Below are 22,141 nucleotides of genomic sequence, written 5' to 3' on the forward strand. Positions count from 1 at the left end.
ATCGCGGGACAGCCCTCTCAGCGGGGCATGGGCTCGCGCATGGCGCCGGCCGGCGGCGCAGCAGTAGCACGCTCAAGCAATCGGTCCAGGCTCGCCCCGATCTCCCCGGTCCGCCAGAGGTTCAGGAACACCGTGTAGACATGCAGGCAGTTTCGCGCGGGCTCGACGCCTAGGATCGCAGGATCGTGCGGACCGGACGCCTTGAGCGCTCCGGGCACGCGAAACAGCACGATCGCCGGGAAGGCCAGCACCCGGGCCACCCCCATGCTCGCCACGTGCAGCGTGAGATGGAGCTTGAGCTCCTCCACCGCGACCAGCGGACCGCCGTACTCGTGATATTCGCGGACAAACAGCGCCAGCAGCGCGTCGAGATGATGTTTCCAGACGTCGTGATGGGCCGCGCTCAGGCAGCCCCACAGGGCCGCGCCCAGGGTGATCTGATTGACCCGGCCCCAGTCCATCAGGCCGCACTGCAGCTCGCCCTGCGCGTCGCGCCAGAACCAGGCGTTGTCGATGTGGGCGTTCCAGTGGCAGAGCGCGACGAGATCGGGATTTCCCCGCAGATAGGCCTGGATGGTGGACTCGTGCTCGCGGATGCGAAGCGCCTCCCGCTCAAGCTTGGCCATGAAGTCCGGCGCACGGATCTCAGCCGGCAGCAGTTGCGGGGCTCGCGCGGCGAAATCCGTGCAATCCGCCAGGACGGCGCGCAGCTCGTCTTCGTCGTAGAGGATCGGGTCGCCGCCCGCCGTCGCCGGTTCGAAGGGGAAGCGCACGGCGATGTCGGGGGAGAGCCGGCCGGCCTTGTGCGCGGCCGCGAGCCGCGCCAGCGCCGTCAGGATCGCCCGGTAATAGGGGAGCGGCTCGTCGAGCTCGTGGTCGAAGCATTTCAGGTGGTGCGGCTCGATCCCGCCTTCGCCGAAGGCGATGCGCTGGGTGATCAAGAGGCCCGTGCCGCTCTCGTGATGGTAGTCGGCGAAATAGGCGACCGGCGTTGAGATCGGGAATCCGGTGAGGCGCGAGATCGGCGCGAAGCGGACTTCGGACTCCATTTCCCAGCGGCCGTGGTCGCGCCGCGCATCGGTGAAATCGCGGGAGAATTTGACGAAGAGGTCGGTGTGCAGGTCCGGGCCGGGCCGCTCGTACTCGACCGAAAGGAAGAACTTCTTGCCGGTGCTGCCGCCCGGGCAGGGCTCGAACCGGGTGATCCGGGCGACGCTGTTGTCGGCCGGGAGCGCGCCGAAGGCGCGGAAGGCCTGGGTCAGGAAGGCCTCGCCGCCGGCGCGCAGCGCCTCGCCATGGGCGGGAACGGCCAGGCCGGTCGCGTCGCCGCGCACGTGGTCAACGCTGGAAGCGAGGATATTCGTCATTTGCGCCATGGCAGGGCTTGCGCCCGGTCTGAACGATGCTTAGATCGGTCCTGCCCATTCTGGGCGTTTCCTCCCTAATAACTGCCGCGCCTTCGGGCGCGGCTTTTTTTGGCCCGGCCAAGTCGGTTGCGAAGGCGCGATCAGCCCCGGTGGACGGCTCCAAGTCCCGGGGCTGATCTTCTGCCGTCACGAGGACGGGGCGCTCAGACCGGCTTCTTGGGCAACTGAATTTCGGCCGTCGCCGTGCACATGGTCACGCCCTTCTGGTTGGCCATCTTGTGTTTGACCTGGACCATATGTCGCCCGGTCTCATCGACGAGCTTGTCGACGACTTCCGCGGTCTGGATGGTGATGTCGCCGGCGAGCGCCGGGCCACGGTAGTTGGCGATCGAGTGCACGACCATGCCGTGCTCGCCGGCCCAGCCGGCCAGATAGTCGGTCACCCAAGCTCCCATCGAGGCGCCGTAGCCGTAGGACCGGGGCATGCCGATCTTGCGCGCCCAGCGCGGGAAGAGGTGCCCGCGCGACGGACCGTAATAGGCGCCGTCCGTCAGCTCCGGATTGATCAGCTGCATGTCCGGATCGTTCTCGTAGCCCGCCATCTCCTTGGTGAAGCCGAGCGCCTCCAGGTCGTTCTTGCGCAGGTCGATGGTGCCCCAGGTGTTGACGATGTAGGCGCGCCATTCGGTCGTGAAACTCGCCACCGAGTGCGGGCCGAAGACGCGCTCGGGCAGCTGGTCGCCGACCTTCACGTCGTCCCACCAGCGCTCCTTGTGACCCAGGTCGTGCAGCATCTGGATCCAGGTGAACTTGCGTTCTTCCAGGGCCGCGATCTCCTCGTCGCTCCAGACCGGCTCCTCGGCGTCATCCAGGTTGACGTTCTCGCCGCCGGCGTGGGCCGAGTAGCGGATCGAGGTGGAGCGCTGCTTGGCGACCAACTCGCCGTTCTGGTTGCGGTAGAAGTTGTCGCCGCGCTGGAAGCAGGTCGGACCGGCGAAGGAGGTTTGCTTGACCACGTAGTCGAACGGAATGCGCTCGTTGGAGATGATGTCGCCGGCGAACACCCGCGGCTCGTAGAACCACCATTCGTCGCCGCCGAACAGCAGGTGCGAGTCCGGGATCATGCCGACGCAAGCCGGCGCCGCGCCATGGCCGTCGTCGGCCGCGATCGGGAAGCTCTGCGGGGCCACCAGCTTGCCAAAGCGGCTGGCCGCGCTGAAGGCCGGGTCGAAGTGCAGCAGGTTGGGGTAGTGCATCGCGTGCGCCCAGCGGCGGATGTCGTTGTTGGCGATGGGCTCGCGCAGCGGCGAGGAGTCGACCGGCTTGCCGAGGTACTGGTCGATGTCGGACGTATCGAGTGTGCGTTCGCTCATGAGGGATCCTCTCCTTGGTTCTGGACGGCGTGGCTCGGCGGACGCCGTCCGCTCCCTTGCGGGGGGGACGCGCGCTCCGAGCTTCTGCGGCTACCTGATCAGGTGTTCAACTTCCACCGCGGTACAGCGCATCAGACGTCGCGTGTCGAGTGGGTATTTGTGCGAACCGCCAAGCGGGCATGGCGTCCGGACCCGATGCGGGCCTCACAGCAGGGTTCCCCTGAGGATCACCAGGGCGACGCTGAAATAGATGACCAGCCCGGTGACATCCACGAGGGTGGCGACGAATGGCGCCGAGGCGCTGGCAGGGTCAAAGCCCAGACGCTTCAGGATGAAGGGCAGCATCGAGCCGGTGAGCGAGCCGAAGGTGACGATGCCGACCAGCCCGACGCCGACGGTCAGCGCGATCAGCGGCCAATGAACGCCATAGTCGAAAATGCCCAGCATCTGCCAGGCGGCGATGCGGACCATGCCGATGACGCCCAGGATGGCGCCCAGGGTGGCTCCCGTCGGGATCTCCCGCACCGCCACGCGCCACCAGTCGCGCAGACGCAGCTGGCCGAGCGCGAGCGCCCGGATCAGCAGCGACGTGGATTGTGAGCCGGAGTTGCCGCCGGAACTCATGATGAGGGGGATGAACAAGGTCAGCACCACGGCCTTGGCGAGCTCGTCCTCGAAGTGCTGCATGGCGGTGGCGGTCAGCATCTCGCCGATGAAGAGCGCGCAGAGCCAGCCGCCGCGCTTGCGGATCATCCGGCCGAAGCCGATCTCCAGGTAGGGCTCGGCCATCCCCTCCACGCCGCCGAACTTCTGCACGTCCTCGGTGCTCTCCGCGACGATGGCGTCGATCACGTCGTCGACGGTGACGATGCCCAGGACCTGGCGGCGGGCGTTCAGCACTGGAACCGCGAGCAGGTCGTGGATCGAGATCAGCCGGGCGACCTCTTCGCGGTCGGTGTCGACCTGCACCGCGATCGGTTCGCGATCCGGCGCCAGCGCCAAGATCGGCTGGTCCGGTTCGCCGGCGATCAGCTGGCGCAGCGTCACGACCCGCACCAGCTCGCGCGTGCCCGGATCGAGCACCTGGATCGAATAGACCGTCTCGCGGTCGCGCTCGACCTCGCGGATGTGCCGAAGCGTCTCGCTCGCCGTGTAGGTGGCGGGCACGCTGACGAACTCCGTCGTCATGATGCTGCCGGCGACGCCCTCCGGGTAGGTGAGGAGCAGCTTAAGGGACTGGGCCGTCTCGAAGTCGACGCGCGTCAGCAGCTTGGTGCGGTCTGGGCCGTCGAGCTGGTGCAGGGTATCAGCCGCGCGGTCGGCCGCCATGCCCATGAGGATTCGCCCGGCGATCTCGTCGGGCAGCTCCAGGATCAGTTCGCCGGCGCGGACGAGCTCCGGGCGGTCGAACACCTCGACGGCGCGCTCCAGGGGGAGGTGCGCGAGGAGGGAGGCGGCGGTCTCCAGCGCCTCCTCGTTCAGCCGCGCGACGATGTCGGCGACGTGCTGGTCGATCAACTCGGCCAGCAGGATCGGATCAACGGCCGCGACGGCCGCGCTGCGGATGTCTTCCATGGCTCACCTCCAGTCCGCCGTCGCGGCGGACGTGGCGAGCCGACCCCTGCAGGTCAGGCCACGAGCGGCCGCGCCGGCGCGAACAATCGACTACTGTCGCTAGGCATTGGGGTTGGGTTCCTGTGATCAGCGGAGGCGAACACGTCAGCCTCCGCGCCCGATTACATGGTCCTGCGGGACGCCGCGGTCAAGCTAGGGCGCCCAAGACTTGACGCCCCTGGCGACCCTAGGGATTTTCGCCCACCGCGCCCTGCAAGGCCCTTCGCGTCGCTTCCGGCAGGGGCCGGAGCTGCAGCTCGTCCGAGCCGAAGTAGACCTCGGCGATCGAGGTCGGGGCGTCGGGCTCGCCGATGAAGCGGGCGAAGAGGTGGCCCTCGTAACTGGCCGTCGCCCACATCCGGGCGGCCGCCGCGTCGCCGATGGTGAAGAGCTGCGCGACCTTGCCGTCGAGGTCCTTCTCGAGATCGTTCAACGACACCCGGCCCGTCGCCAGCACGACCGCGTCGACGCCGGTGATGACCCGCTCCTCTTCGGAATAGACGTTGAAGGCGGTGACCTCGTGGTCGCCGATCTGTTTGAGATAGGTGGTCGGGGTGATCGTCACCCCGGCGGCCAGCAGGCGCTGCATGATGAAGCGGGTCTCTTCCGCCCCCCTCACCCGCTGCGACACCGGCGAGAAGCTGGGGGTGATAAACTCCACCTCGCAGCCCCGGCCGGCCAGCACCTCGGCGACGCCGACGCCGGCGTTCATGCCTTCGCCATCGAGCACCACCACCTTGCCGGACGGACTGACGCTCCCGAGCAGGATCTCTTCCGGCCGGTAGACGAAAGCCTGGTCATGACCCGGCACCGGGAAGTCGCGGAAATTGCTGTGGCCGCTTCGGCTGTAGAGGGCGCCTGTCGCGACGATGACCGCATCGGGCGTCTCCGCCAGCACGCTCGCGGCCGTGGCCTGCTCGCCGAGACGGATCTCGACCCCCAGCCGATCGAGTTCGCGGCCCCACCACTCGACGCTCTTCATGAAGAACTCGCGGCCCGGCAGGCCCGCCCACAAGGCCAAGGCCCCGCCCAGCCGGTCGCGTGCATCGACCACGGTCACGTCGTGTCCGCGGAGCGCGGCGACGCGCGCCGCCTCCAGCCCGGCCGGTCCGCCCCCGACCACGACGACCTTCGACGGCCTGGCCGCCGGAACGATGGACCCCGCGCCCCAGTAACGTTCCCGCCAGGCGGTGGGATTGACCGTGCAGGTCTGGGCGCCCTCGTCGAGCAGGGATTGCAGGCACCAGTTGCAGGCGATGCAGGTGCGGCTGCGCTCTTCCTGGCCGGCGAAGGCGTGATTGACGAGGTCCGGCTCGGCGATCAGGGCCCGCGCCGCGCCCACCATGTCGCAGACGCCGGAGGCCAGGGCGTCTTCGCCCTCGGCCACGGTCGTCAGCCGGCCGAGGACGCCCAGCACCGGAACCTCTCCCGCCGCCCCGCGGACCGCCTGGATGAAGGGCTTGTAGACGTGCTTCTCGACGAAGACGTTCGGCATCCCCAGCCAGAACTGGTCCGGCTCGACGGCCACGTCGAGGTCGACGTAGTCGAGCAGGCCTGCGTCCGCGACCTGCTTGAGAACCTGGTAGGCGTCCTTGGTGTGGTAGCCGCCGGTGAGCAGCTCGTCGCAGTTGAAGCGCATGCCCACGGCCATCTTGCCGGCGGCGGCCTCGCGGACCGTCTGCAGGGTCTCGACGAGGAAACGCATCCGGTTTTCCAGCGGGCCGCCGTACTCGTCGGTGCGGCGGTTGAAATAGGGCGACAGGAACTGTTCGACGATCGCCCCGTGCGAGGCGTGGACCATGACGCCGTCGAAGCCGGCCTCGCGAAGGTTCTCGGTCGACTCCCGGAAGACATCGAGCATCCGGCGGATCTCGTCCTTGGTCATCTCGCGGGTCGACCAGGTCTTGTCGTGAAACCTGAACTGGGAGACCGACGGGCCCAGGGCCGGCGCGGGCGGGCTGTAGGGCTGCCAGGACCCCGGCCCCGACCAGAAGTACCAGGGTTCCCCGAAGATCTTCCCGCCGGTCGCGTGCACGGCGTCCGCCAGCTCGCGGAAGGCCGGGATGTTCTCCTTCAGCTGAGGACAGGGCCAGACGGCCTTGGCCCGGTGGAAGGCGGCCATGCTCAACACGACCAGTCCGCAGCCGCCTTTGGCGCGCGCCTCGACGTAGGCGAGGTAGTCGGCGGTCGGCGCGCCCAGCCAGTTCAGCGGCACCGCATGGGGCGACGAATAGAAGCGGTTCTTGATCTCGACCGGACCGAGCTGGATCGGGCTGAAGACGTGGGGGTACTTCGGATGCATGTTTCTTCCCTGCCGATCCTGTTCTTTTGGTCCAATAAGGACGGGAACGGCCGGGAGGCGCAAGCGCGCGTCACGTCCACCAACCTCAAAAATCGAACCGACTGGACCGAATAATTTCCCGATCGCGGGCGGCTGTCGAGCGATATCGCGAGGCGTTCGCGCGCGCCCAGAACAAACCGGCAACTCTTAAACTGGACGCGGCGCCACAGAGGCGCCAACGTGGCGCCATGACAGACGATTCGAAGGGCTCGGCGGTTCGCGGGCTCGACCGCATCAACCTGCGGCTTCCGGGGGAGACCTTCGAGGCGATCGACGCCGCACGCGCCGACCGGCCCGGCGCGGTGTCGCGCAACACCTGGATCACCGAAGCCATCGAGGAGAAGCTGGCGCGCGAGGCCTCCAATGGCGCCGCTCCCACTCACGCCAGACCGGGCGACACGCGGCGGCGACATGCCTGAGTTCTATGAATTCTTCGCAGGCGGCGGCATGGCGCGGACCGGCCTGGGCGCCGGCTGGACCTGCCGCTTCGCCAACGACTTCGATCCGAAGAAGGGCGCGGTCTATCGCGAAAACTTTGGCGGCGCCGAGCTGAAGATCGGAGACGTGCGCCAGGTGAACTCGGCCGAGCTGCCGGGCGTGGCCGACCTCGCCTGGGCCTCCTTCCCCTGCCAGGACCTCTCCCTGGCCGGCGCGGGCGCGGGCCTGAAGGCCGAGCGGTCGGGCGCCTTCTATCCCTTCTGGGACGTGATGACCGGGCTGATCGAGGACGGCCGCGCGCCGGCGATCATCGCCCTGGAGAACGTCTGCGGCGCCCTGACCTCCCACGGCGGCAAGGATTTCGAGGTGATCTGCCGGACCTACGCCAAGGCCGGCTATCGGCTGGGCGCCCTGGTGATCAACGCCGAGCTCTTCCTGCCGCAGTCGCGGCCCCGGCTGTTCGTGATCGGCGTCCGCGCCGATGTCGTCATCCCCCCTGCCCTGCTCTCCGAGGGCCCGCTGGAGCCCTTCCACACGGCCGCCCTGCGCCGGGCCGTCGACAAACTGCCCCAGGCGCTGCAGGACGACTTCCTGTGGTGGAACCTGCCTCTGCCCAGGCCGCGGGCCTTGGCGCTGCGCGACGTGATCGAGGAGGCCCCCCAGAGCGTCCCGTGGCACACCGCCGCCGAGACCCGTCAGCTGCTGGCCATGATGTCCCCGGTCAACGCCGCGAAGGTGGCCCAGGCCAAGCGCGCCGGTCGCCGGATGGTCGGCGGGATCTACCGTCGCACGCGGTTGAACCACAACGGCGCCAAGGTGCAGCGCGCCGAGGTGCGCTTCGACGACGTCTCCGGCTGCCTGCGGACCCCGGCCGGCGGCTCCAGCCGCCAAGTGATCATGGTGATCGACGGCGAGCGGGTGCGGACACGGCTGATCTCGGCGCGGGAGACCGCGCGGCTGATGGGTCTCTCCGACGACTACCGGCTGCCCGGCAACTACAACGAGGCCTACCACCTCACCGGCGACGGCGTGGCGGTGGACGTGGTGCGCCACCTCGCCCGCCATATCTTCGAGCCGATCGTCGGCCCCTCCATCGTCGAGACGGCGGCGGCCTTGCGCGAGGTGGCGTGAGCCTCTTCGGCGCGAATCCCGACTTCATCCGCCAGCCGCCGTTCGAGACCAACGAACTGCGTAACGGTCTGGCGCGGTTCCTCGACGCGCCGTTCGAGCACGATCCCTCGGGCGCGCGGCCCTTCGTCGGCAACTACCGCTGGGGCGTCTACGCCTTCTTCGACTACGACGGCGAGCCGATCTATGTCGGCCAGACCAACGAGCAGCTGCGCACCCGCATCCGCCGCCACCTGACCAACCAGCGCACCGACGCAGTGGCCATGTCGGTGCTGGACCCGTTCGAGGTGTTCGAGATCGAGGTCTGGCCCCTGCCGCAATTTCAGGACGTCGGTAGGAACGACAAGCTGCGCGCCCCGGCCGCAAAGGCGCATCTCGACGCCCTCGAGCGGCTCGTCACCGCTCAGGAGATCGCCAAGTCCAAGTTTAGGGCGATCCTGAACGAGAAGGATCCTCCGATTGGGGATCTGGTGGTCGAGGCCCAGCCCTCCTTCCGCGGCCGCATCGTCTCCGAGCGGGTGCAGGAGCTGCGCGCCCATCCGGACTTCCGCATCGCCCGGCGCGCCCTGATCATCTCCAGGCTCGCCCAGGTGATCTCGGAGCGCCAGGTGAAGGGCGGGCTGCGCAGGGTGCTGCTGACCCAGGCCAAGCGCCTGGAGTGGCTCGCAGCGCGCCGCTACGAGGCCACCGGCGGCGGGGCCTCGGTCCCGCGCGAGGGCGAGGATGACGCCGAGGACTAGCCGCCGTTCCCAATCGCCCGACGGCCTACCCCTCCCCTGCAGCCTGGATCGGCGCTCCGGTGCGCGTGCGCCACGCCGAATAGAGGATGCCGCCGCCGAGCAGGCCGGCGGTGATGGCGAGGGAGACGGGCGCCGGGAACTTCTCCCAATCCATCAGCTCGGCCAGGAACACCTTGCCGCCGATGAAGATCAGCAGCAGCGCCAGCGCCGACTTCAGATAGGCGAACCGCGCCATGACCGCGGCCAGGGCGAAATAGAGGGCCCTGAGCCCCAGGATGGCGAAGATGTTGGAGGTGTAGACGAGATAGGGGTCCTTGGTGATCGCGAAGATCGCCGGCACCGAGTCGACGGCGAACACCAAGTCGGCCAGCTCCACCATGATCAGGGTCATGAACAGCGGCGTGGCCCAGACCACCCGTCGGCCGTCACGGCCCGGTAGGTGCACGAAGAACCGGGCGCCGTGGAACCGATCCGTCAGGCGAATGCGACGGGCCAGCAGGCGATAGAGGGTGTTTTCGCGCGGGTCCTTGGGCTGGCGCGCGGACACCAGCATTCTGGCCCCCATCACCATCAGGAAGGCTGCGAACACCCACAGCACCCAGTCGAAACGGGCGACCAGCGCGGCGCCCAGACCTATCATCAGGCCGCGCAGCAGGATGACGCCCAGCACGCCCCAGAACAGCGCCCGATGCTGGTAGGCCCGTGGGACGACGAGGGCGGAGAAGATGGTTGCGATGATGAAGACGTTGTCGAGCGCCAGGCTCTTTTCGACGAGGAAGCCGGTCAGGTATTCCAGCCCGGCCTGTCTTCCGAGCTCGAGCGTCACCCATCCGCCGAAAGCCAGGCCGAGGGAGATGTAGACGGCGGAGAGCCCCAGGCTCTCACGGACCCCGATCTCGCGCGGCTTGCGGTGGAGGATCCCGAGGTCCAGCGCCAAGACGATGACGACGATGGTCGCGAAGACCAGCCACATCCAGAGCGGCTTCCCCAGCGTCGGTTGAGTGAGGAGAAGGTCGATCATGGTCTCGGATCGGCTGAGCATCGGCGGCGGCCGCTAGGCCATTCGCCGCCGAAGTGGAAACCGGTTCGGCGCAGCGAATGGCCTAACTTCGAAGACTTATGAGCATTTGACGGTTCGAATGAACCGCCAAATGCTCCGGGCCCTCGCCGTGCGTCTTTGGAGGCGGGTGGGCTTAGATGCCGGCGGGCGCGAGACGGGCCTCGGCGACGATCAGCTCGTCCTTCACCTGCAGCTTGCGCCGCTTCAGGTCCTGGATGGCGAAGGCGTCCTGGACCGGCCGCCTCAGCTCTGCGCGCAGCCGCTGTTCGAGCCAGCGATGCCGGCTTCTCAAACGCCAGATACGAATGTCGAGATTCATCTGCTCCTCCTAGTGGAGGGCGCGCCCGGGAGCTGGTCAGCTGAGGGGGGGAAAGCATTCCAGACCCCGGGGCGCCCGCGCGGTCCGACATCACGGTTGTCATCAACCGCCAGAGGGGCCCGGTCCGCACTCATTCAGGTGGGGGCTCGCAAAAACGGCTTCAAGGCTGCGGCGACGCCTGAATGCGCTTTTCGCCGGGAATCGGGCGATCGGGAACGGGCGTTGTCTGAGTCAAGAGGCCGGCGCGATGCGCGGCTGGCCCCCTGCCCTGCTGGCCAAAACGGTCATGACGGCGGCGGCTCCTGCGGGGCGTTCCCAATCGCCCGATTGGATCGGTCCGCAACCTCGGCGGATCAGGAACGCCGTCGCCTTCGACGGTGGAAACTGGCGATCGGCCACGGCGGGCTCGATGAGGCGTTCCCAATCGCCCGAACAGCCCCCTTTCCGCTGATCCGCTGCAATCGAGCCGCCGGGCCCTTATTCAGCCCGGCGAGCGGCTTCGGCGGTTTGGGAACCGTTACTAACCTTAGGAGACTCTCGTAAGAGAGGTTAGTTCGTTAAGCCTGTGGATAAGACCTGGAACCTCAACCAGAACAGCAGCTTGCGAGATCGGCCCGTTCCCGAACGCCCGCGGTTTCGTTCCTGATCGCCCACCGCAGCGTCCCCGATCGCCCGACGTTTTGTTCCTGATCCGCCGAAAGCGGCCCTGCCGTTCCCAAAAGCCCGACGACTCACCGCCCGTTTTACGGGCCTTGTCGGGACCTCGGCCGGATCGAGAAGGTGCGGAGTCTCCCGCAAGCCGCTGTAAAGACGTAGACTCTGATTTCGCTCTTGAGAGAGGGCTGCAAGCCTGGTCGCGTGAAACAGGCGTTCGGGCCGAAGCGCCCTCTCGGGCTATAGGGAACGCCCCCTCCCCTGCCCTGGCGCGGCCTGGCCTCGGGCTCAGACGGCCATCTGCGGGAAGCGTTTGTCGCGCAGGGCGGCGCTGCGATAGGCGGGGTGATCCGGGGTGAGCTTGTCGCGGCGGACCATCATCAGGGCCGGCTCCTTGCCCTGGTTCTCGTCGATCCAGAGCAGGTGGTATTCGGGCAGGTCGTCGCCATCGACGATCTTCTTCAGCTCGAACTTGAACCGCCGATAGGAGCCTTCCGCCCCGGACTTCTCGAACAGGGTCGGCAGGGAGATGGTGAAGCCGCCGCCGTCGTTGCCACCGGCGTGCTTGCGCGCCACCCGGTAGAGCCAGCGCTCGCGCCCGCCGGTCAGCCGGAAATAGTCCGGATCGATCGCCAGGACGCCGCCCTCCATGACGATGCCCTCGAACAGCCAGTCAGAGATGGTCAGCGTCATGCCGCGGGAGTGGCCGGTGGCCTCGTCGACGACCTCGGTCCAGCTCTCGATCCAGGAGAAGCTGCGGGTCTTCGACTTGCCCTTGGCGCGGATGTTGGTGCGGATGGCGGTGGATTGCAGCCGGTTCAGCGCCGCGCGCAGGCGGGTGTAGTCCTCGCCGCCGACCGAGCGGTGGATGCCGCGCAGCAGGTCCGCCGGGTGGAAGTGCAAAGTCCGGTCGATGTCGTTGACCTTGCGGTCCTTCATCACCGTGATCACCGAGGCGGCCCAGATCAGGATGTCGCCGTCCCAGATGGTGGCCATGCCTTCCTCGGGCACGGCGTGGACCTCGACGAACACCGAGCCGTCCGGGCTGGTGTAGGAGATCGGCTTGATCCGCTTGCGCTTGGCCAGCGAGAAGAACGGCCGCTCCATGGTCTCGCGCTGATCGCGGAAGGCCATGTCGATGATGTAGGGCGCGAACAGATCGAACTGCGCCTGGCTTTGGCTTTTTCGCAGGCTCATGCTCGCTCCCAGGGGGGCCTCAAGCCCCCTCCCCGCCCCCGGATTCCCGCAACGGGCAAACGGGTGCAGCTGTGTTCCCAATAGACCGACGATTCGGGGTGAACGCCGAGTCGCCGCGCCGGCTCAGGCCCGCCTCAGCGCAGGCGGCGGCCGTCTTCCGGGATCCCCGCGAGGTCGACGGCGTAGCCCTTGGCCTCCAGCGCCTCCAGGACGAGGTATTTGACCGTGACGCGGCGGCGGATCGCGGCCATCCGCAGGTCGTCCCAGAGCTCGTCAGGCACGTCGAATTTCAGCGCCGCCGGCTTGCGCAGCGCCGCCTCCCCCGCCTTCGGCTCTGCTGAAGGCGCCGGAACGGGCGTTACAGCGGGCTTGGCGACCGGCTGCGGCGCGGCGGTCTGCCGACCGAAGCCCAGGTCGTGGGTGGCCTCGACCAGTTTCTCGGTCTCCTGCTGCGTGGACAGGGGCCGGGGGCGCGGGGTGGGCTGGAAGGCCAGCGAGGGCTTGGACATCGGGTCTTCCTTCAGGGTCAGGCGGCGGCCTGGGCCTGATCGGCCAAGGCTTCGAGCAGTTCACCGAGCACCGAGGCGATCTCGCGCGCGGCCTTGGGGTCCCCGTCGCGGTGGGAGGGCGTGGCGCCGGTGAAGTGGATCTGCTGATACGCGGCGCGCTGGATGATCTCGGTGGCGAGGACCGGGATGGAGTTGGCCCCGATCTCGGCGCGGGCGTGCTGGGCGACCCGGCTCTGCAACGGCGACATCTGGGTGAAGACCACCTTGGCGGCGATCGGTCGGCGCAGCATCTTTTCTGCCCGCTTGACCACCTCATAGGTGCGGAACACTTCCTGCAGGTCCATGCCAGAGACCTTGGTCGGGATCAGCACCAGGTCGCTCTCGGCGATGGCGTAGGTCACCGCCTGGGAGGCCGCGCCCTCGAGGTCGACGAAGACCAGGGCGTACTTCCCGGCGGCCTGGGCGATCACGTCCTGGATGCGGGTCTCGTCGGCCTCGGACTGGACAACGACGGTGCAGTCCTCGCCGGCCCGGTCGCGCCAGGCGGCGACGTGGCCGTTGGGATCTCCGTCGACGATCGCCACCGACCCGCCCTGACGGGCGAAGGCGTCGGCCAGGCACATGACCAGGGTCGTCTTGCCGACGCCCCCCTTGGTCGAGCACACGCTGATAACGGCCATCTTCTCGCTCCAGCTGGCCCCCAATGGGTGTCTTGGGGGATTGGGCGAACGTGCGAACGGGCGCGCGTCCTTTCGTGCAGACGAGCCTATGGGCAGATGGTGAACATCCCGTTAACCCGAGCGCCCCCTACCCCGCTCTCCCGCTCTCCCGCTCTCCCGCTCTCCCGCTCTCCCGCGCGGTCAAGGGGGTGATGGGGTGAAGCCCCGTCAGGGCGAAAATGCGAAACCCCAAACGAGCGGACGGGCTGACGCGTAAACGGGTGGTCGCCCAGATGGGTGCGCGGGCAGACGCGTGATGGGGGATTGGCCCCTATCCCCAGGCGGGCAAACGCCTAGAGGTGCAAAACCCTAAGCGCTGAGACGGGCAAGACCGCAAATACGCAAGTCTGCGCGCGTGCGTCAGGGCAAGACGCCAGTCGCGCGAATACCCAAAGGGGGTTTTGCTTATTTGCATCACCTCCCGGCGGGACGAGGCGGCCGGGCCTGATCCTCGTCCCATCGCTTATTCGCCGCTGACTGACCGCCTGACCGCGCCTGGGCGGGTCAATCGGCCGTCCGGCACGGGGCGCGGGAAGGGGAGGGGAGGGGGCCGCGGACGCTCGCGCCGCCACACTCCGAACACAATTGCGCGATCCCAGCGCTAATCGCCGGAGCGCGCGCCATAGTTGCTGTATAGGTTTCCACACCCTCGCCGCGTGTATTTCCCCAGTTGCGTCCCCCCCAGCATCCTTCGACCGGAGAAGACGATGACGCTGCTTGCAACAATGTGGACCCGCAGCCTGCCCAAGACCGGCTACCAAGTCACCTCCGTCCTGAGGACGCCGTCGGCGCTCTACGCCGCGTCCAATGGATATGTCTTCCGCCTCGACCCGATGACCGGGGCCGTCCTGGCCAGCAACGGGCTGAGCGGAGACGGCTACCACGAGATCCGCCTGGCGCTTTCCGGCGACGGAAACACCTTGCTGCTCGGAACCAACGGCTACGCCCTGGGGCTCGACCCGACCTCGCTGAAGACCAATTGGCACAAGAGCCTGCCGGACTGCGGCTACAACGTCGTCTCCGTGGTGGCCAATGCGGCCTACGCCTATTTCGGCAGCGCCGGCTACGCCTACCTCCTCGACCCCGCGACCGGGGACATTCTGCACACCAACAGCATGTCGGGGGTGGGCCAACAGGAAGTCCGGTTCGCCCTGAGCGTCGATGGTTCGCTGGTCTATGTCGGCACCAACGGCTACGCCCTGGGGCTCAGCACGACGGATCTCAGCACGGCGTGGAAGACCAGCCTTCCGGGCTGCGGCTACGCTGTCACCTCGATCGAGGCGGGCGATACGGTGGCCTACGCCGCCTGCGCCGGTCACGTCTATCGGTTGAACCAGGCCAACGGTTCGCTCGCCCAGTCCAACGGCCTGCCGGGGCGCGGATCGAACGAAGTCCGGCTGTCGCTGAGCGCCGACGGATCGGTGCTGGCGGTCGGCACCAACGGCTATCTGATCGGCCTCGATCCGGCGAACGTCGAGACCCAGTGGCAGACCTCATTGCCCAGTTGCGGCTACCACGTCGTCACGCCGCTGAGCGGCGACGCGGTCATCTACGCCGGCTCCAACGGCTATGTGTACGAGTGCGACGACCTTACGGGGAAGGTGAACGCGACCAACACCCTCTCTGGCCTCGGCTACAACGAGGTGCGGCTCGCCATGGACGACGACAACGAACTCCTCTGGGCCGGCACCGACGGCTTTGCGCTCGGCCTGTCGCTGGAAGACTACCCGGCGGTCGAGGGCCCATGGATGAGCCAGCTGGCCTCGGTCATCGGCCCAAAGATGCTGCGCCAGGTGGCCATGCCCGGGACGCATGACTCGGGGACCTATGCGATCACCCCGTGGTCGTCGGTCGGGATCGACATGCCCCCATGGCTGCCGTGGGTCCGCACGGCCGCCGAGGTCGCCGGGGTTCCGGTCGGCGCGGTGCTGGCCATGTGGTCGATCGCCCAGGGTCAGACCTTCCTGCAGCAGCTGGAAGGGGGCATCCGCTATCTGGACCTGCGGCTGCAGAACGTCGCCGGTCAGATGAACTTCGTCCACGGCCTGGTCAGCGCGCCGTTGAGCGATCTGGTCAGCCAGCTCTCGCAATTCTACGCCGACCCGGAGAACGGCCAGGAAGTCATCATCCTGGATTTCCAGCACACCTTCGGCATGGACGACGCCTCGACCCAGGCCCTGATGGCCCAGCTCCAGACTCTGGGCGCCCAGCTGATCCCGCGCAGCGTCGGCACGAACGTCACCCTGGACACCCTGTGGGCGGGGGCAGGGCGCATCATCGTCCTCTACGACGACGACGCCACGGTGTCGCAATACCCCGACCTCTGGTCTCGCAGCTCGATCACCTCGAACTGGGGCGATGTGCAGACGCCGGCGGACCTCGAGGCCTTCCTGGACGGGGAGCTGCCCTACACGGGTCCGGATTTCTTCGTCCTGCAGGGCATCCTCACTCCGGACGCCTCGGTGATCGCCGAAGGGTTCATCCCGTTCTCCGGCAATCCTGCGTCGCTGCTCGACCTGGCGCTGGAGCTCGATCCACAGCTCAACAGCTGGATCATCAACGACTGGGCGTCGGACAATCTCAACATCGTTATCAGCGATTGGTACGACCGGACCGATTTCGTCAGCCTGGTCGTCAATCTCAACAAGACCGGCGGTCTCAGCCAGGGTCAAAGGCGGATGCTGGCGGCTTGCGGTTCCGGGGCCGCCCAGGCTCAGCAGGCCGCGCTGGACAAGCTGGGGATCCAACCGCGTCTCGAACCGGCGTGAACGGGCCGGCCTGAGCTGGAGGCCCGCCGTCACCGGGGCGGCGGGCCGACCGCCCCGAAGGGGCAAACACCCCTTTGGGGTCTTGACCCGTCGCGCGGGCGGGGAGGGGAGGGGGCTAGTGCCCTCCGCGGCTTCCGCTCAGTTCCTTGACCATGCCGGCGACGAAGTCCTTGGCGTCGCCGAACAGCATCTGGGTCTTGTCCAGGTAGTAGAGCTCGTTCTCGATCCCGGCGAAGCCCGGCTTCATGCTGCGCTTGATGACCATCACCGTGCGGGCCTTGTCGGCCTCGATGATCGGCATGCCGGCGATGGCGCTCTTCGGATCGTCGCGGGCGGCCGGATTGACCACGTCGTTGGCGCCGATGATCAGCACCACGTCGGTCGTCGGCAGATCGCCGTTGATCTCGTCCATCTCGATCAGCTTCTCGTAGGGGACGTTGGCCTCGGCGAGCAGGACGTTCATGTGGCCGGGCATCCGGCCGGCGACCGGGTGGATGGCGAAGCGCACTTCGACGCCCTTGTTGGTCAGCGACTGGTAGAGTTCGGAGACCTTGTGCTGGGCCTGGGCGACGGCCATGCCGTAGCCGGGGACGATCACCACGGAGGTGGCGTTCTCCAGCATCATGGCGGCGTCTTCCTGGCTGGCCGAGCGCACCGGACGGGCCTCGCCCGCGCCGCCGGCGTCGGCCGCGACCTGGCCGAAGCCGCCGAACATCACGTTGGCGAAGGAGCGGTTCATCGCCTTGCACATGATGACCGCGAGGATGAAGCCCGAGGCGCCGTCGAGCGCGCCGGTGATGATCAGCAGCTTGTTGGACAGAGCAAAGCCCATGGCGCTGGCCGCGAGGCCGGCATAGGCGTTCAGCAGCGCAATGACCGTCGGCATGTCAGCGCCGCCGATCGGGGCCACCAGCAGCACGCCGAAGAGCGCTGCGAGCACCACGAAGCCGATCAGCAGGGCGCCGCTCTGCGGCTGCAGCGCCAGTCCGACGGCGCAGGCGATCGCGGCGAGGAAGACGCACAGATTGACGATCTGCTGGCCCTTGAAGACCATCGGCCGCGTCGTCACCAGCTCCTGCAGCTTGGCGAAGGCCAGGACCGAGGCGGTGCAGGTCAGGAAGCCGAGCATCATCTCGAAGGCCAGCGCCACCGAGGCGAAGCTGAGGCCGGCGCCGTGGCCGGCCAGCTTGTTCATCTCGACCACGCCGATCAGGGCTACGGCGAGCGCGCCGAGCGAGTGGCTGAGCGCCGTCCGTTGCGGGATGGCGGTCATCGGCATCATGTAGGCGAGGGGAACCCCGATCGCCGAGCCCAGCAGCAGGGCCGCCCCGATCAGCGGAAGGTCGACCACCTCCTTGAGCAGAAGCGTGCCGACGATGGCCAGGAACATGCCGAACTCGCCCACCAGCACGCCGCGGCGCGCCGTGGTCGGATGGCTCATCCACATCAGCGAGAGGACGAAGCAGACGGCCGCGACGATGTAGGCGGCCTCGACGAGGGGGTTGCCGATCACTTGGGCGAGCCCTTCTTGAACATCTTCAGCATGCGGTCAGTGATCAGGAAGCCGGACACCAGGTTCACCGTCGCTGCGGTGACGGCGATGAAGCCCAGGGTCTTGGCGAACGGGGAGGCGTTCTCTTCGCCCAGGATGATGATCGCGCCCACGACCGCCACGGCGGCGATGGCGTTGGTCAGCGACATCAGGGGCGAATGGAGCAGGCTGGAGACCCGCTTGATCAGCTGGAAGCCCAGAAAGGCCGCCAGCACGAAGACGGCGATCAGATCCGGGTCGAATGCGGTGTGCATCTAGGTTCTCCGGGCGTTCAGGCGGCGGCGGGCGCGGGGAAGGCGACGGCGCCTTGGCGCACGACCCGGGCCGCCTTGAGGATGTCGTCGTCAGCCCCGCCGCCCTCGGCGGCGGCCTGCTGGAACAGGTGCTGGACGAAGGCCAGCAGGTTGCGGGCGTAGAGGGTGGAGGCGTCCACGCCGATCCGCGTCGCCAGGTTCTCGAAGCCGATCACATGGACGCCGCGGTCCGTGGTCTTGATCTGGCCGGGGGCCACGCCTTCGATGTTGCCTCCCTGTTCGACGGCCAGGTCGACCAGCACCGAGCCCGGCCGCATGGAGGCGACCTGGGCGGCGGTCACCAGCCGCGGGGCAGGGCGGCCGGGGATCAGGGCCGTGGTGATGACCATGTCCTGCTTGCGGATGTGCTCGGAGATCAGGGCAGCCTGCTTGGCCTGGTATTCCGGGCTCATCGCCTTGGCGTAGCCGCCGGCGGATTCCGCGGCCAGGAACTCCTCGTCCTCGACGGCGACGAACTTGGCGCCCAGGCTCTGGACCTGCTCCTTCGCCGCGGGACGGACGTCGGTGGCGGTCACCACGGCGCCCAGTCGTCGGGCTGTGGCGATGGCCTGCAAGCCGGCGACGCCGGCGCCCATGACGAAGGCCCGGGCCGGGGTGATGGTGCCGGCGGCCGTGGTCATCATCGGCATGGCGCGGCCGAAGACCGCCGCAGCCTCGATCACCGCCCGATAGCCGGCGAGGTTGGCCTGGGAGGACAGGGCGTCCATCACCTGGGCGCGGGTGGTGCGCGGCAGCAGCTCCATGGCGTAGGCGCTCAGGCCCTGGGCGGCGATGGTCTCGAGCAGGGGAGCGTTGCGGGACGGATCCAGCAGGCCGACGATCGTCGCGCCGGGCTTCAGCTTGGCCACCTCGGCGGGGGTCGGCGGCCGGACGGCGAGCAGGACGTCGGCCTGCGCCAGCACAGCCTGGCGGTCGACCAGCTCGGCGCCGGCCGCGGCGTAGTCCGCATCCGGGAAGCTGGCGCTAACGCCCGCCCCGCGCTCCACGAGCACCTTGGCGGCGCCGGTGACAAATTTTTTCGCCGCCTCGGGGGAGAGCGCGACCCGCGTCTCACCAGGGAAGACTTCCTTCAGAACGCCGACGGCGCGCGAGTCCGAACTCATGCCAGCTCTCGTCCCACTCCCTTGGAGAGCCCCAAGACGACAGGCTCCGCCCAACTCGAAATCCTTCGACCTCGCCGGGTCGGAAGCCGCCGCGATGAGCTCTTCCCGACCGGTTTCGGCTGTAACTAGGAACTTGTCCTAAATTCGCTTCGCTCGACCACTAAGGCTTCAGGCCTCTTTTGCCTAATGCGGTCATCTGGCGGGCGCGTCAACCGCGGCGTTGTGCACTGCGAGAGCAGATTTCTGCTGCAATCGCCCCTGCGATGTTGCGTAGTTGTACCAATTTTGGCCCAGCCGCCGGCTTACGGCCCGGACGCGACAGTCGGCCGAGCCGGTACGAAAAACGCCGCCCGGGACGGAGTCCCGGACGGCGCTGGCGGCGCGGGTTTTGAGCGCGCCGACTTCATGGTCGGCCCTATTTCATCGTCGGGATGACGAAGGCGCTATCCTCGACCGCGCCTTCCGGCCAGCGGGCGGTGACGGTCTTGACCTTGGTGTAGAAGCGCACGCCCTCCATGCCGTGCTGGTTGGCGTCGCCGAAGGCCGAGCGCTTCCAGCCGCCGAAGGTGTGGTAGGCCACCGGCACCGGGATCGGCACATTGATGCCGACCATGCCGACCTGAACCCGCGAGGCGAACTCGCGCGCCGCGCGGCCGTTGCGGGTGAAGATCGCCACGCCGTTGCCGTACTGGTGGTTGGTCGGCAGGGCGACGGCCTCTTCGAAGCTCTCGGTCCGCAGCACCTGCAGCACCGGGCCGAAGATCTCTTCCTGATAGGTGCGCATGGTCGGCTTCACCTGGTCGAACAGGGTCGGGCCGAGGAAGTAGCCGTTCTCATAGCCCTGCAGCTGGAAGCCGCGGCCGTCGACCACCAGCTCGGCGCCTTCGTCGACGCCCAGCTGGATGTAGTCTGAAATCTTCTGCTTGTGGGCGGCCGAGACGACCGGGCCGTACTGGGCCGCGGCGTCGGTGGAGACGCCGACCTTCAGGGTCTCGATCTCCGCCAGGAGCCGCTCGCGCAGGTCGTCGGCGGTCTTCTTGCCGACCGGGACCACGACAGGCAGGGCCATGCAGCGCTCCCCGGCCGAGCCGTAGGCTGCGCCCATGATGTCCTTGGTCGCCTGGGCGAGGTCGGCGTCGGGCATGACGATGCCGTGGTTCTTGGCCCCGCCCATCGCCTGCACGCGCTTGCCCGCCGCCGTGCCGCGCGAATAGACGTAGTGGGCGATGTCCGAGGAGCCGACGAAGCTGACCGCCTTGACGTCCGGGTGGTCCAAGAGGGCGTCGACCGAGACCTTGTCGCCGTGGACGACGTTCAGCACGCCCTTCGGCGCCCCGGCCTCCATGAACAGCTCCGCCAGGCGCACCGGCAGGGTCGGGTCCTTCTCCGACGGCTTCAGCACGAAGGTGTTGCCGACCGCGATCGCCACCCCGAACATCCACATCGGGATCATGCCGGGGAAGTTGAACGGGGTGATGCCGGCGGCCACGCCCAGCGGCTGGCGCATCGAATAGACGTCGATCCCGGGACCCGCGCCCTCGGTGTATTCGCCCTTCAGCGCGTGCGGGATGCCGCAGGCGAACTCGACGACCTCGAGGCCGCGCTGGATGTCGCCCTTGCTATCGGCGATCACCTTGCCGTGCTCCGATGACAGGATCTCGGCCAGCTCGTTCATGTTGTCTTCGATCAGCCGCTTGAAGTCGAACATCACCCGCGCGCGGCGCTGGGGATTGACCTGGGCCCAGCCGATCTGGGCCCGCAGCGCCGACTGCACGGCCGCGTCCACCTCGCCGACCGTCGCCAGAGCCACCCGGGCCTGAACCTCGCCGGTGTTCGGATTGAAGACCTCGCCATAGCGGCCCGAGGTCCCCGCGACGGACTGGCCGTCGATGAAATGGGTGATGTCTCGCATGGGATGATCCTTCGTTCGGGGGCAGGCCCTAGCTGGAGGGGGACGCAACCGGTATTGCGTTTTTGCCGCATCGCATTTGCATGAACGAAACGCAGGCTGGAGGGGTCGATGTTCGACTGGGACGACCTTCGCATCTTCCTCGCCGCCGCGCGATCTGGATCACTGGCCGCGGCCGGCGAGAAGCTGGGCGTCAACACCGCCACGGTCGGCCGCCGGGTCGCCCGCCTGGAGACCGCGCTGAAGGCCACGCTGCTGGTCCGCTCGCGTTCGGGCCTGCAACTGACCGCGGCCGGCGCTCAACTGCTCGCGAGCGGGGTCGAGGCGGAAACCGCCATGGAACGCGCCGCGCGCATGGCGCACCCGGACGTGATCGCCGGAACGGTGCGCATCAGTGCGGCCGAGGGCTTCGGCACGGCCATTCTGGCGCCCGCGCTTCCGGCCCTCGCGGCACAACGCCCGGGCCTGCGGGTCGAGCTGGCGGCGACCGCGGGCTTTCTTTCGCCCAGCCGTCGCGAGGTCGACATGGCGATTACGCTGAGCGCGCCCGACGCACACCGGCTGGTGGTCGAGCCGCTCACCAAGTACCAGCTCGCCCTCTACGCCTCGCCCGGCTACCTCGCGCGGCGCGGAACGCCGGCTGTGCCTGAGGAGCTCGCCGGGCATCAGATCGTCGGCTACGTCAGCGACCTGATCTACGCCTCGGAACTGCGCTACCTCGACGAGATCCTGCCGGGCCTGACCCCCACTCTGGCCAGCTCCTCGATCCGCGCCCAGAGCGAGATGATCCGCGCCGATGGCGGGATCGGCGTGATGCACTGCTTCATGGCGGAAGGCCTGGTTCGCGTGCTTCCTGAGGTGCTGCTCGAGCGGCGTCTCTGGATGAGCACCTACGGAGACGTGCACGACACCGCGCGGATGCGGGTGGTGCGCAACTGGCTGCGCCAGCTGGCGCAGGACAATCTCGGCCGGCTCTCGCCCTACGAGATCTAGGCTTCCAGCACTGCGAGAACATCAGGGGTCATGCACTATCCTC

At 67.9% G+C, this 22,141-nt stretch carries 18 protein-coding genes; 5 read left to right on the plus strand and 13 right to left on the minus strand.

Annotated elements, in window-relative coordinates:
- Positions 1-17: 17 nt before the first annotated feature.
- The 4 genes from ACSQ2B_RS24500 to ACSQ2B_RS24515 form a co-directional block, all read right to left on the minus strand.
- Positions 18-1,367, minus strand: coding sequence for a hypothetical protein (locus ACSQ2B_RS24500; RefSeq protein ID WP_436054017.1), 1,350 nt, complete (start codon positions 1,365-1,367; stop codon positions 18-20).
- A gap of 203 nt (positions 1,368-1,570) precedes the next feature.
- A complete protein-coding gene (locus ACSQ2B_RS24505; RefSeq protein WP_436054018.1) occupies positions 1,571-2,740 on the minus strand; it encodes an FAS1-like dehydratase domain-containing protein in 1,170 nt (389 codons plus the stop codon).
- A 204-nt stretch (positions 2,741-2,944) separates the two neighbouring features.
- Complete coding sequence (mgtE, locus tag ACSQ2B_RS24510; protein ID WP_436054019.1) at positions 2,945-4,315, minus strand: magnesium transporter; 1,371 nt, start codon at positions 4,313-4,315, stop codon at positions 2,945-2,947.
- Positions 4,316-4,541: 226 nt separating this feature from the next.
- Positions 4,542-6,656 (minus strand): FAD-dependent oxidoreductase, encoded by a 2,115-nt coding sequence (locus ACSQ2B_RS24515; protein ID WP_436054020.1) that lies wholly within the window; start codon positions 6,654-6,656, stop codon positions 4,542-4,544.
- Between the two features lie 227 nt (positions 6,657-6,883).
- On the opposite strand from ACSQ2B_RS24515, the gene ACSQ2B_RS24520 reads away from it, so the two are divergent.
- From ACSQ2B_RS24520 to ACSQ2B_RS24530, 3 genes are read left to right on the plus strand one after another with little or no spacing between them, the layout of a single operon-like run.
- Positions 6,884-7,114, plus strand: coding sequence for a hypothetical protein (locus ACSQ2B_RS24520; RefSeq protein WP_436054021.1), 231 nt, complete (start codon positions 6,884-6,886; stop codon positions 7,112-7,114).
- On the plus strand, positions 7,107-8,264 hold the full coding sequence (locus ACSQ2B_RS24525; protein WP_436054022.1) for a DNA cytosine methyltransferase: 1,158 nt from the start codon (positions 7,107-7,109) through the stop codon (positions 8,262-8,264). Before ACSQ2B_RS24520 ends, ACSQ2B_RS24525 begins: the two co-directional genes overlap by 8 nt.
- Entirely contained in the window at positions 8,261-9,001 is a 741-nt protein-coding gene (locus ACSQ2B_RS24530; protein WP_436054023.1) for a GIY-YIG nuclease family protein, read from the plus strand. Before ACSQ2B_RS24525 ends, ACSQ2B_RS24530 begins: the two co-directional genes overlap by 4 nt.
- A gap of 25 nt (positions 9,002-9,026) precedes the next feature.
- Here the strand turns inward: ACSQ2B_RS24530 and ACSQ2B_RS24535 are convergent, their stop codons facing one another.
- The 5 genes from ACSQ2B_RS24535 to ACSQ2B_RS24555 form a co-directional block, all read right to left on the minus strand.
- A complete protein-coding gene (locus tag ACSQ2B_RS24535; protein WP_436054024.1) occupies positions 9,027-10,022 on the minus strand; it encodes a TerC family protein in 996 nt (331 codons plus the stop codon).
- A 172-nt stretch (positions 10,023-10,194) separates the two neighbouring features.
- Positions 10,195-10,380: a YdcH family protein gene (locus ACSQ2B_RS24540; protein ID WP_436054025.1), complete on the minus strand. Its 186-nt coding sequence runs from the start codon at positions 10,378-10,380 to the stop codon at positions 10,195-10,197.
- A 942-nt stretch (positions 10,381-11,322) separates the two neighbouring features.
- Entirely contained in the window at positions 11,323-12,231 is a 909-nt protein-coding gene (locus tag ACSQ2B_RS24545; RefSeq protein ID WP_436054026.1) for a replication initiator protein A, read from the minus strand.
- A 134-nt stretch (positions 12,232-12,365) separates the two neighbouring features.
- Complete coding sequence (locus ACSQ2B_RS24550; protein ID WP_436054027.1) at positions 12,366-12,740, minus strand: hypothetical protein; 375 nt, start codon at positions 12,738-12,740, stop codon at positions 12,366-12,368.
- A gap of 17 nt (positions 12,741-12,757) precedes the next feature.
- Positions 12,758-13,420: an AAA family ATPase gene (locus ACSQ2B_RS24555; protein ID WP_436054028.1), complete on the minus strand. Its 663-nt coding sequence runs from the start codon at positions 13,418-13,420 to the stop codon at positions 12,758-12,760.
- 746 nt (positions 13,421-14,166) lie between these two features.
- On the opposite strand from ACSQ2B_RS24555, the gene ACSQ2B_RS24560 reads away from it, so the two are divergent.
- Positions 14,167-16,227: an outer membrane protein assembly factor BamB family protein gene (locus tag ACSQ2B_RS24560; RefSeq protein ID WP_436054029.1), complete on the plus strand. Its 2,061-nt coding sequence runs from the start codon at positions 14,167-14,169 to the stop codon at positions 16,225-16,227.
- A 115-nt stretch (positions 16,228-16,342) separates the two neighbouring features.
- Here the strand turns inward: ACSQ2B_RS24560 and ACSQ2B_RS24565 are convergent, their stop codons facing one another.
- From ACSQ2B_RS24565 to ACSQ2B_RS24580, 4 genes are all read right to left on the minus strand, one after another.
- Positions 16,343-17,740, minus strand: coding sequence for an NAD(P)(+) transhydrogenase (Re/Si-specific) subunit beta (locus tag ACSQ2B_RS24565; RefSeq protein ID WP_436054030.1), 1,398 nt, complete (start codon positions 17,738-17,740; stop codon positions 16,343-16,345).
- Positions 17,737-18,033, minus strand: a complete 297-nt coding sequence (locus ACSQ2B_RS24570) for an NAD(P) transhydrogenase subunit alpha (RefSeq protein WP_436054031.1) — start codon at positions 18,031-18,033, stop codon at positions 17,737-17,739. The genes ACSQ2B_RS24565 and ACSQ2B_RS24570 overlap by 4 nt, the downstream gene beginning before the upstream one ends.
- Before the next feature lie 17 nt (positions 18,034-18,050).
- On the minus strand, positions 18,051-19,196 hold the full coding sequence (locus ACSQ2B_RS24575) for a Re/Si-specific NAD(P)(+) transhydrogenase subunit alpha (RefSeq protein WP_436054032.1): 1,146 nt from the start codon (positions 19,194-19,196) through the stop codon (positions 18,051-18,053).
- Positions 19,197-19,611: 415 nt separating this feature from the next.
- Positions 19,612-21,108, minus strand: a complete 1,497-nt coding sequence (locus ACSQ2B_RS24580) for a CoA-acylating methylmalonate-semialdehyde dehydrogenase (protein WP_436054033.1) — start codon at positions 21,106-21,108, stop codon at positions 19,612-19,614.
- A 108-nt stretch (positions 21,109-21,216) separates the two neighbouring features.
- Here ACSQ2B_RS24580 and ACSQ2B_RS24585 point away from each other — a divergent pair, with 108 nt between their 5' ends.
- A complete protein-coding gene (locus ACSQ2B_RS24585; protein WP_436054034.1) occupies positions 21,217-22,098 on the plus strand; it encodes a LysR family transcriptional regulator in 882 nt (293 codons plus the stop codon).
- Positions 22,099-22,141: the final 43 nt, after the last annotated feature.

Origin of the sequence: Phenylobacterium sp. LjRoot225 (genome assembly GCF_964252855.1) — a bacterium.
Taxonomy (GTDB): Bacteria; Pseudomonadota; Alphaproteobacteria; order Caulobacterales; family Caulobacteraceae; genus Phenylobacterium.

What these genes read in the sequence shown, in the direction of transcription:
- ACSQ2B_RS24570 (WP_436054031.1), bottom strand. Translation starts at nt 18,033, where the DNA reads ATGCACACCGCATTCGACCCGGATCTGATCGCCGTCTTCGTGCTGGCG.
- ACSQ2B_RS24525 (WP_436054022.1), top strand. Translation starts at nt 7,107, where the DNA reads ATGCCTGAGTTCTATGAATTCTTCGCAGGCGGCGGCATGGCGCGGACC.
- ACSQ2B_RS24545 (WP_436054026.1), bottom strand. Translation starts at nt 12,231, where the DNA reads ATGAGCCTGCGAAAAAGCCAAAGCCAGGCGCAGTTCGATCTGTTCGCG.
- ACSQ2B_RS24520 (WP_436054021.1), top strand. Translation starts at nt 6,884, where the DNA reads ATGACAGACGATTCGAAGGGCTCGGCGGTTCGCGGGCTCGACCGCATC.
- ACSQ2B_RS24505 (WP_436054018.1), bottom strand. Translation starts at nt 2,740, where the DNA reads ATGAGCGAACGCACACTCGATACGTCCGACATCGACCAGTACCTCGGC.
- ACSQ2B_RS24560 (WP_436054029.1), top strand. Translation starts at nt 14,167, where the DNA reads ATGACGCTGCTTGCAACAATGTGGACCCGCAGCCTGCCCAAGACCGGC.
- ACSQ2B_RS24515 (WP_436054020.1), bottom strand. Translation starts at nt 6,656, where the DNA reads ATGCATCCGAAGTACCCCCACGTCTTCAGCCCGATCCAGCTCGGTCCG.
- ACSQ2B_RS24580 (WP_436054033.1), bottom strand. Translation starts at nt 21,108, where the DNA reads ATGCGAGACATCACCCATTTCATCGACGGCCAGTCCGTCGCGGGGACC.
- ACSQ2B_RS24550 (WP_436054027.1), bottom strand. Translation starts at nt 12,740, where the DNA reads ATGTCCAAGCCCTCGCTGGCCTTCCAGCCCACCCCGCGCCCCCGGCCC.
- ACSQ2B_RS24555 (WP_436054028.1), bottom strand. Translation starts at nt 13,420, where the DNA reads ATGGCCGTTATCAGCGTGTGCTCGACCAAGGGGGGCGTCGGCAAGACG.
- ACSQ2B_RS24500 (WP_436054017.1), bottom strand. Translation starts at nt 1,367, where the DNA reads ATGACGAATATCCTCGCTTCCAGCGTTGACCACGTGCGCGGCGACGCG.
- ACSQ2B_RS24540 (WP_436054025.1), bottom strand. Translation starts at nt 10,380, where the DNA reads ATGAATCTCGACATTCGTATCTGGCGTTTGAGAAGCCGGCATCGCTGG.
- mgtE (WP_436054019.1), bottom strand. Translation starts at nt 4,315, where the DNA reads ATGGAAGACATCCGCAGCGCGGCCGTCGCGGCCGTTGATCCGATCCTG.
- ACSQ2B_RS24585 (WP_436054034.1), top strand. Translation starts at nt 21,217, where the DNA reads ATGTTCGACTGGGACGACCTTCGCATCTTCCTCGCCGCCGCGCGATCT.
- ACSQ2B_RS24535 (WP_436054024.1), bottom strand. Translation starts at nt 10,022, where the DNA reads ATGATCGACCTTCTCCTCACTCAACCGACGCTGGGGAAGCCGCTCTGG.
- ACSQ2B_RS24575 (WP_436054032.1), bottom strand. Translation starts at nt 19,196, where the DNA reads ATGAGTTCGGACTCGCGCGCCGTCGGCGTTCTGAAGGAAGTCTTCCCT.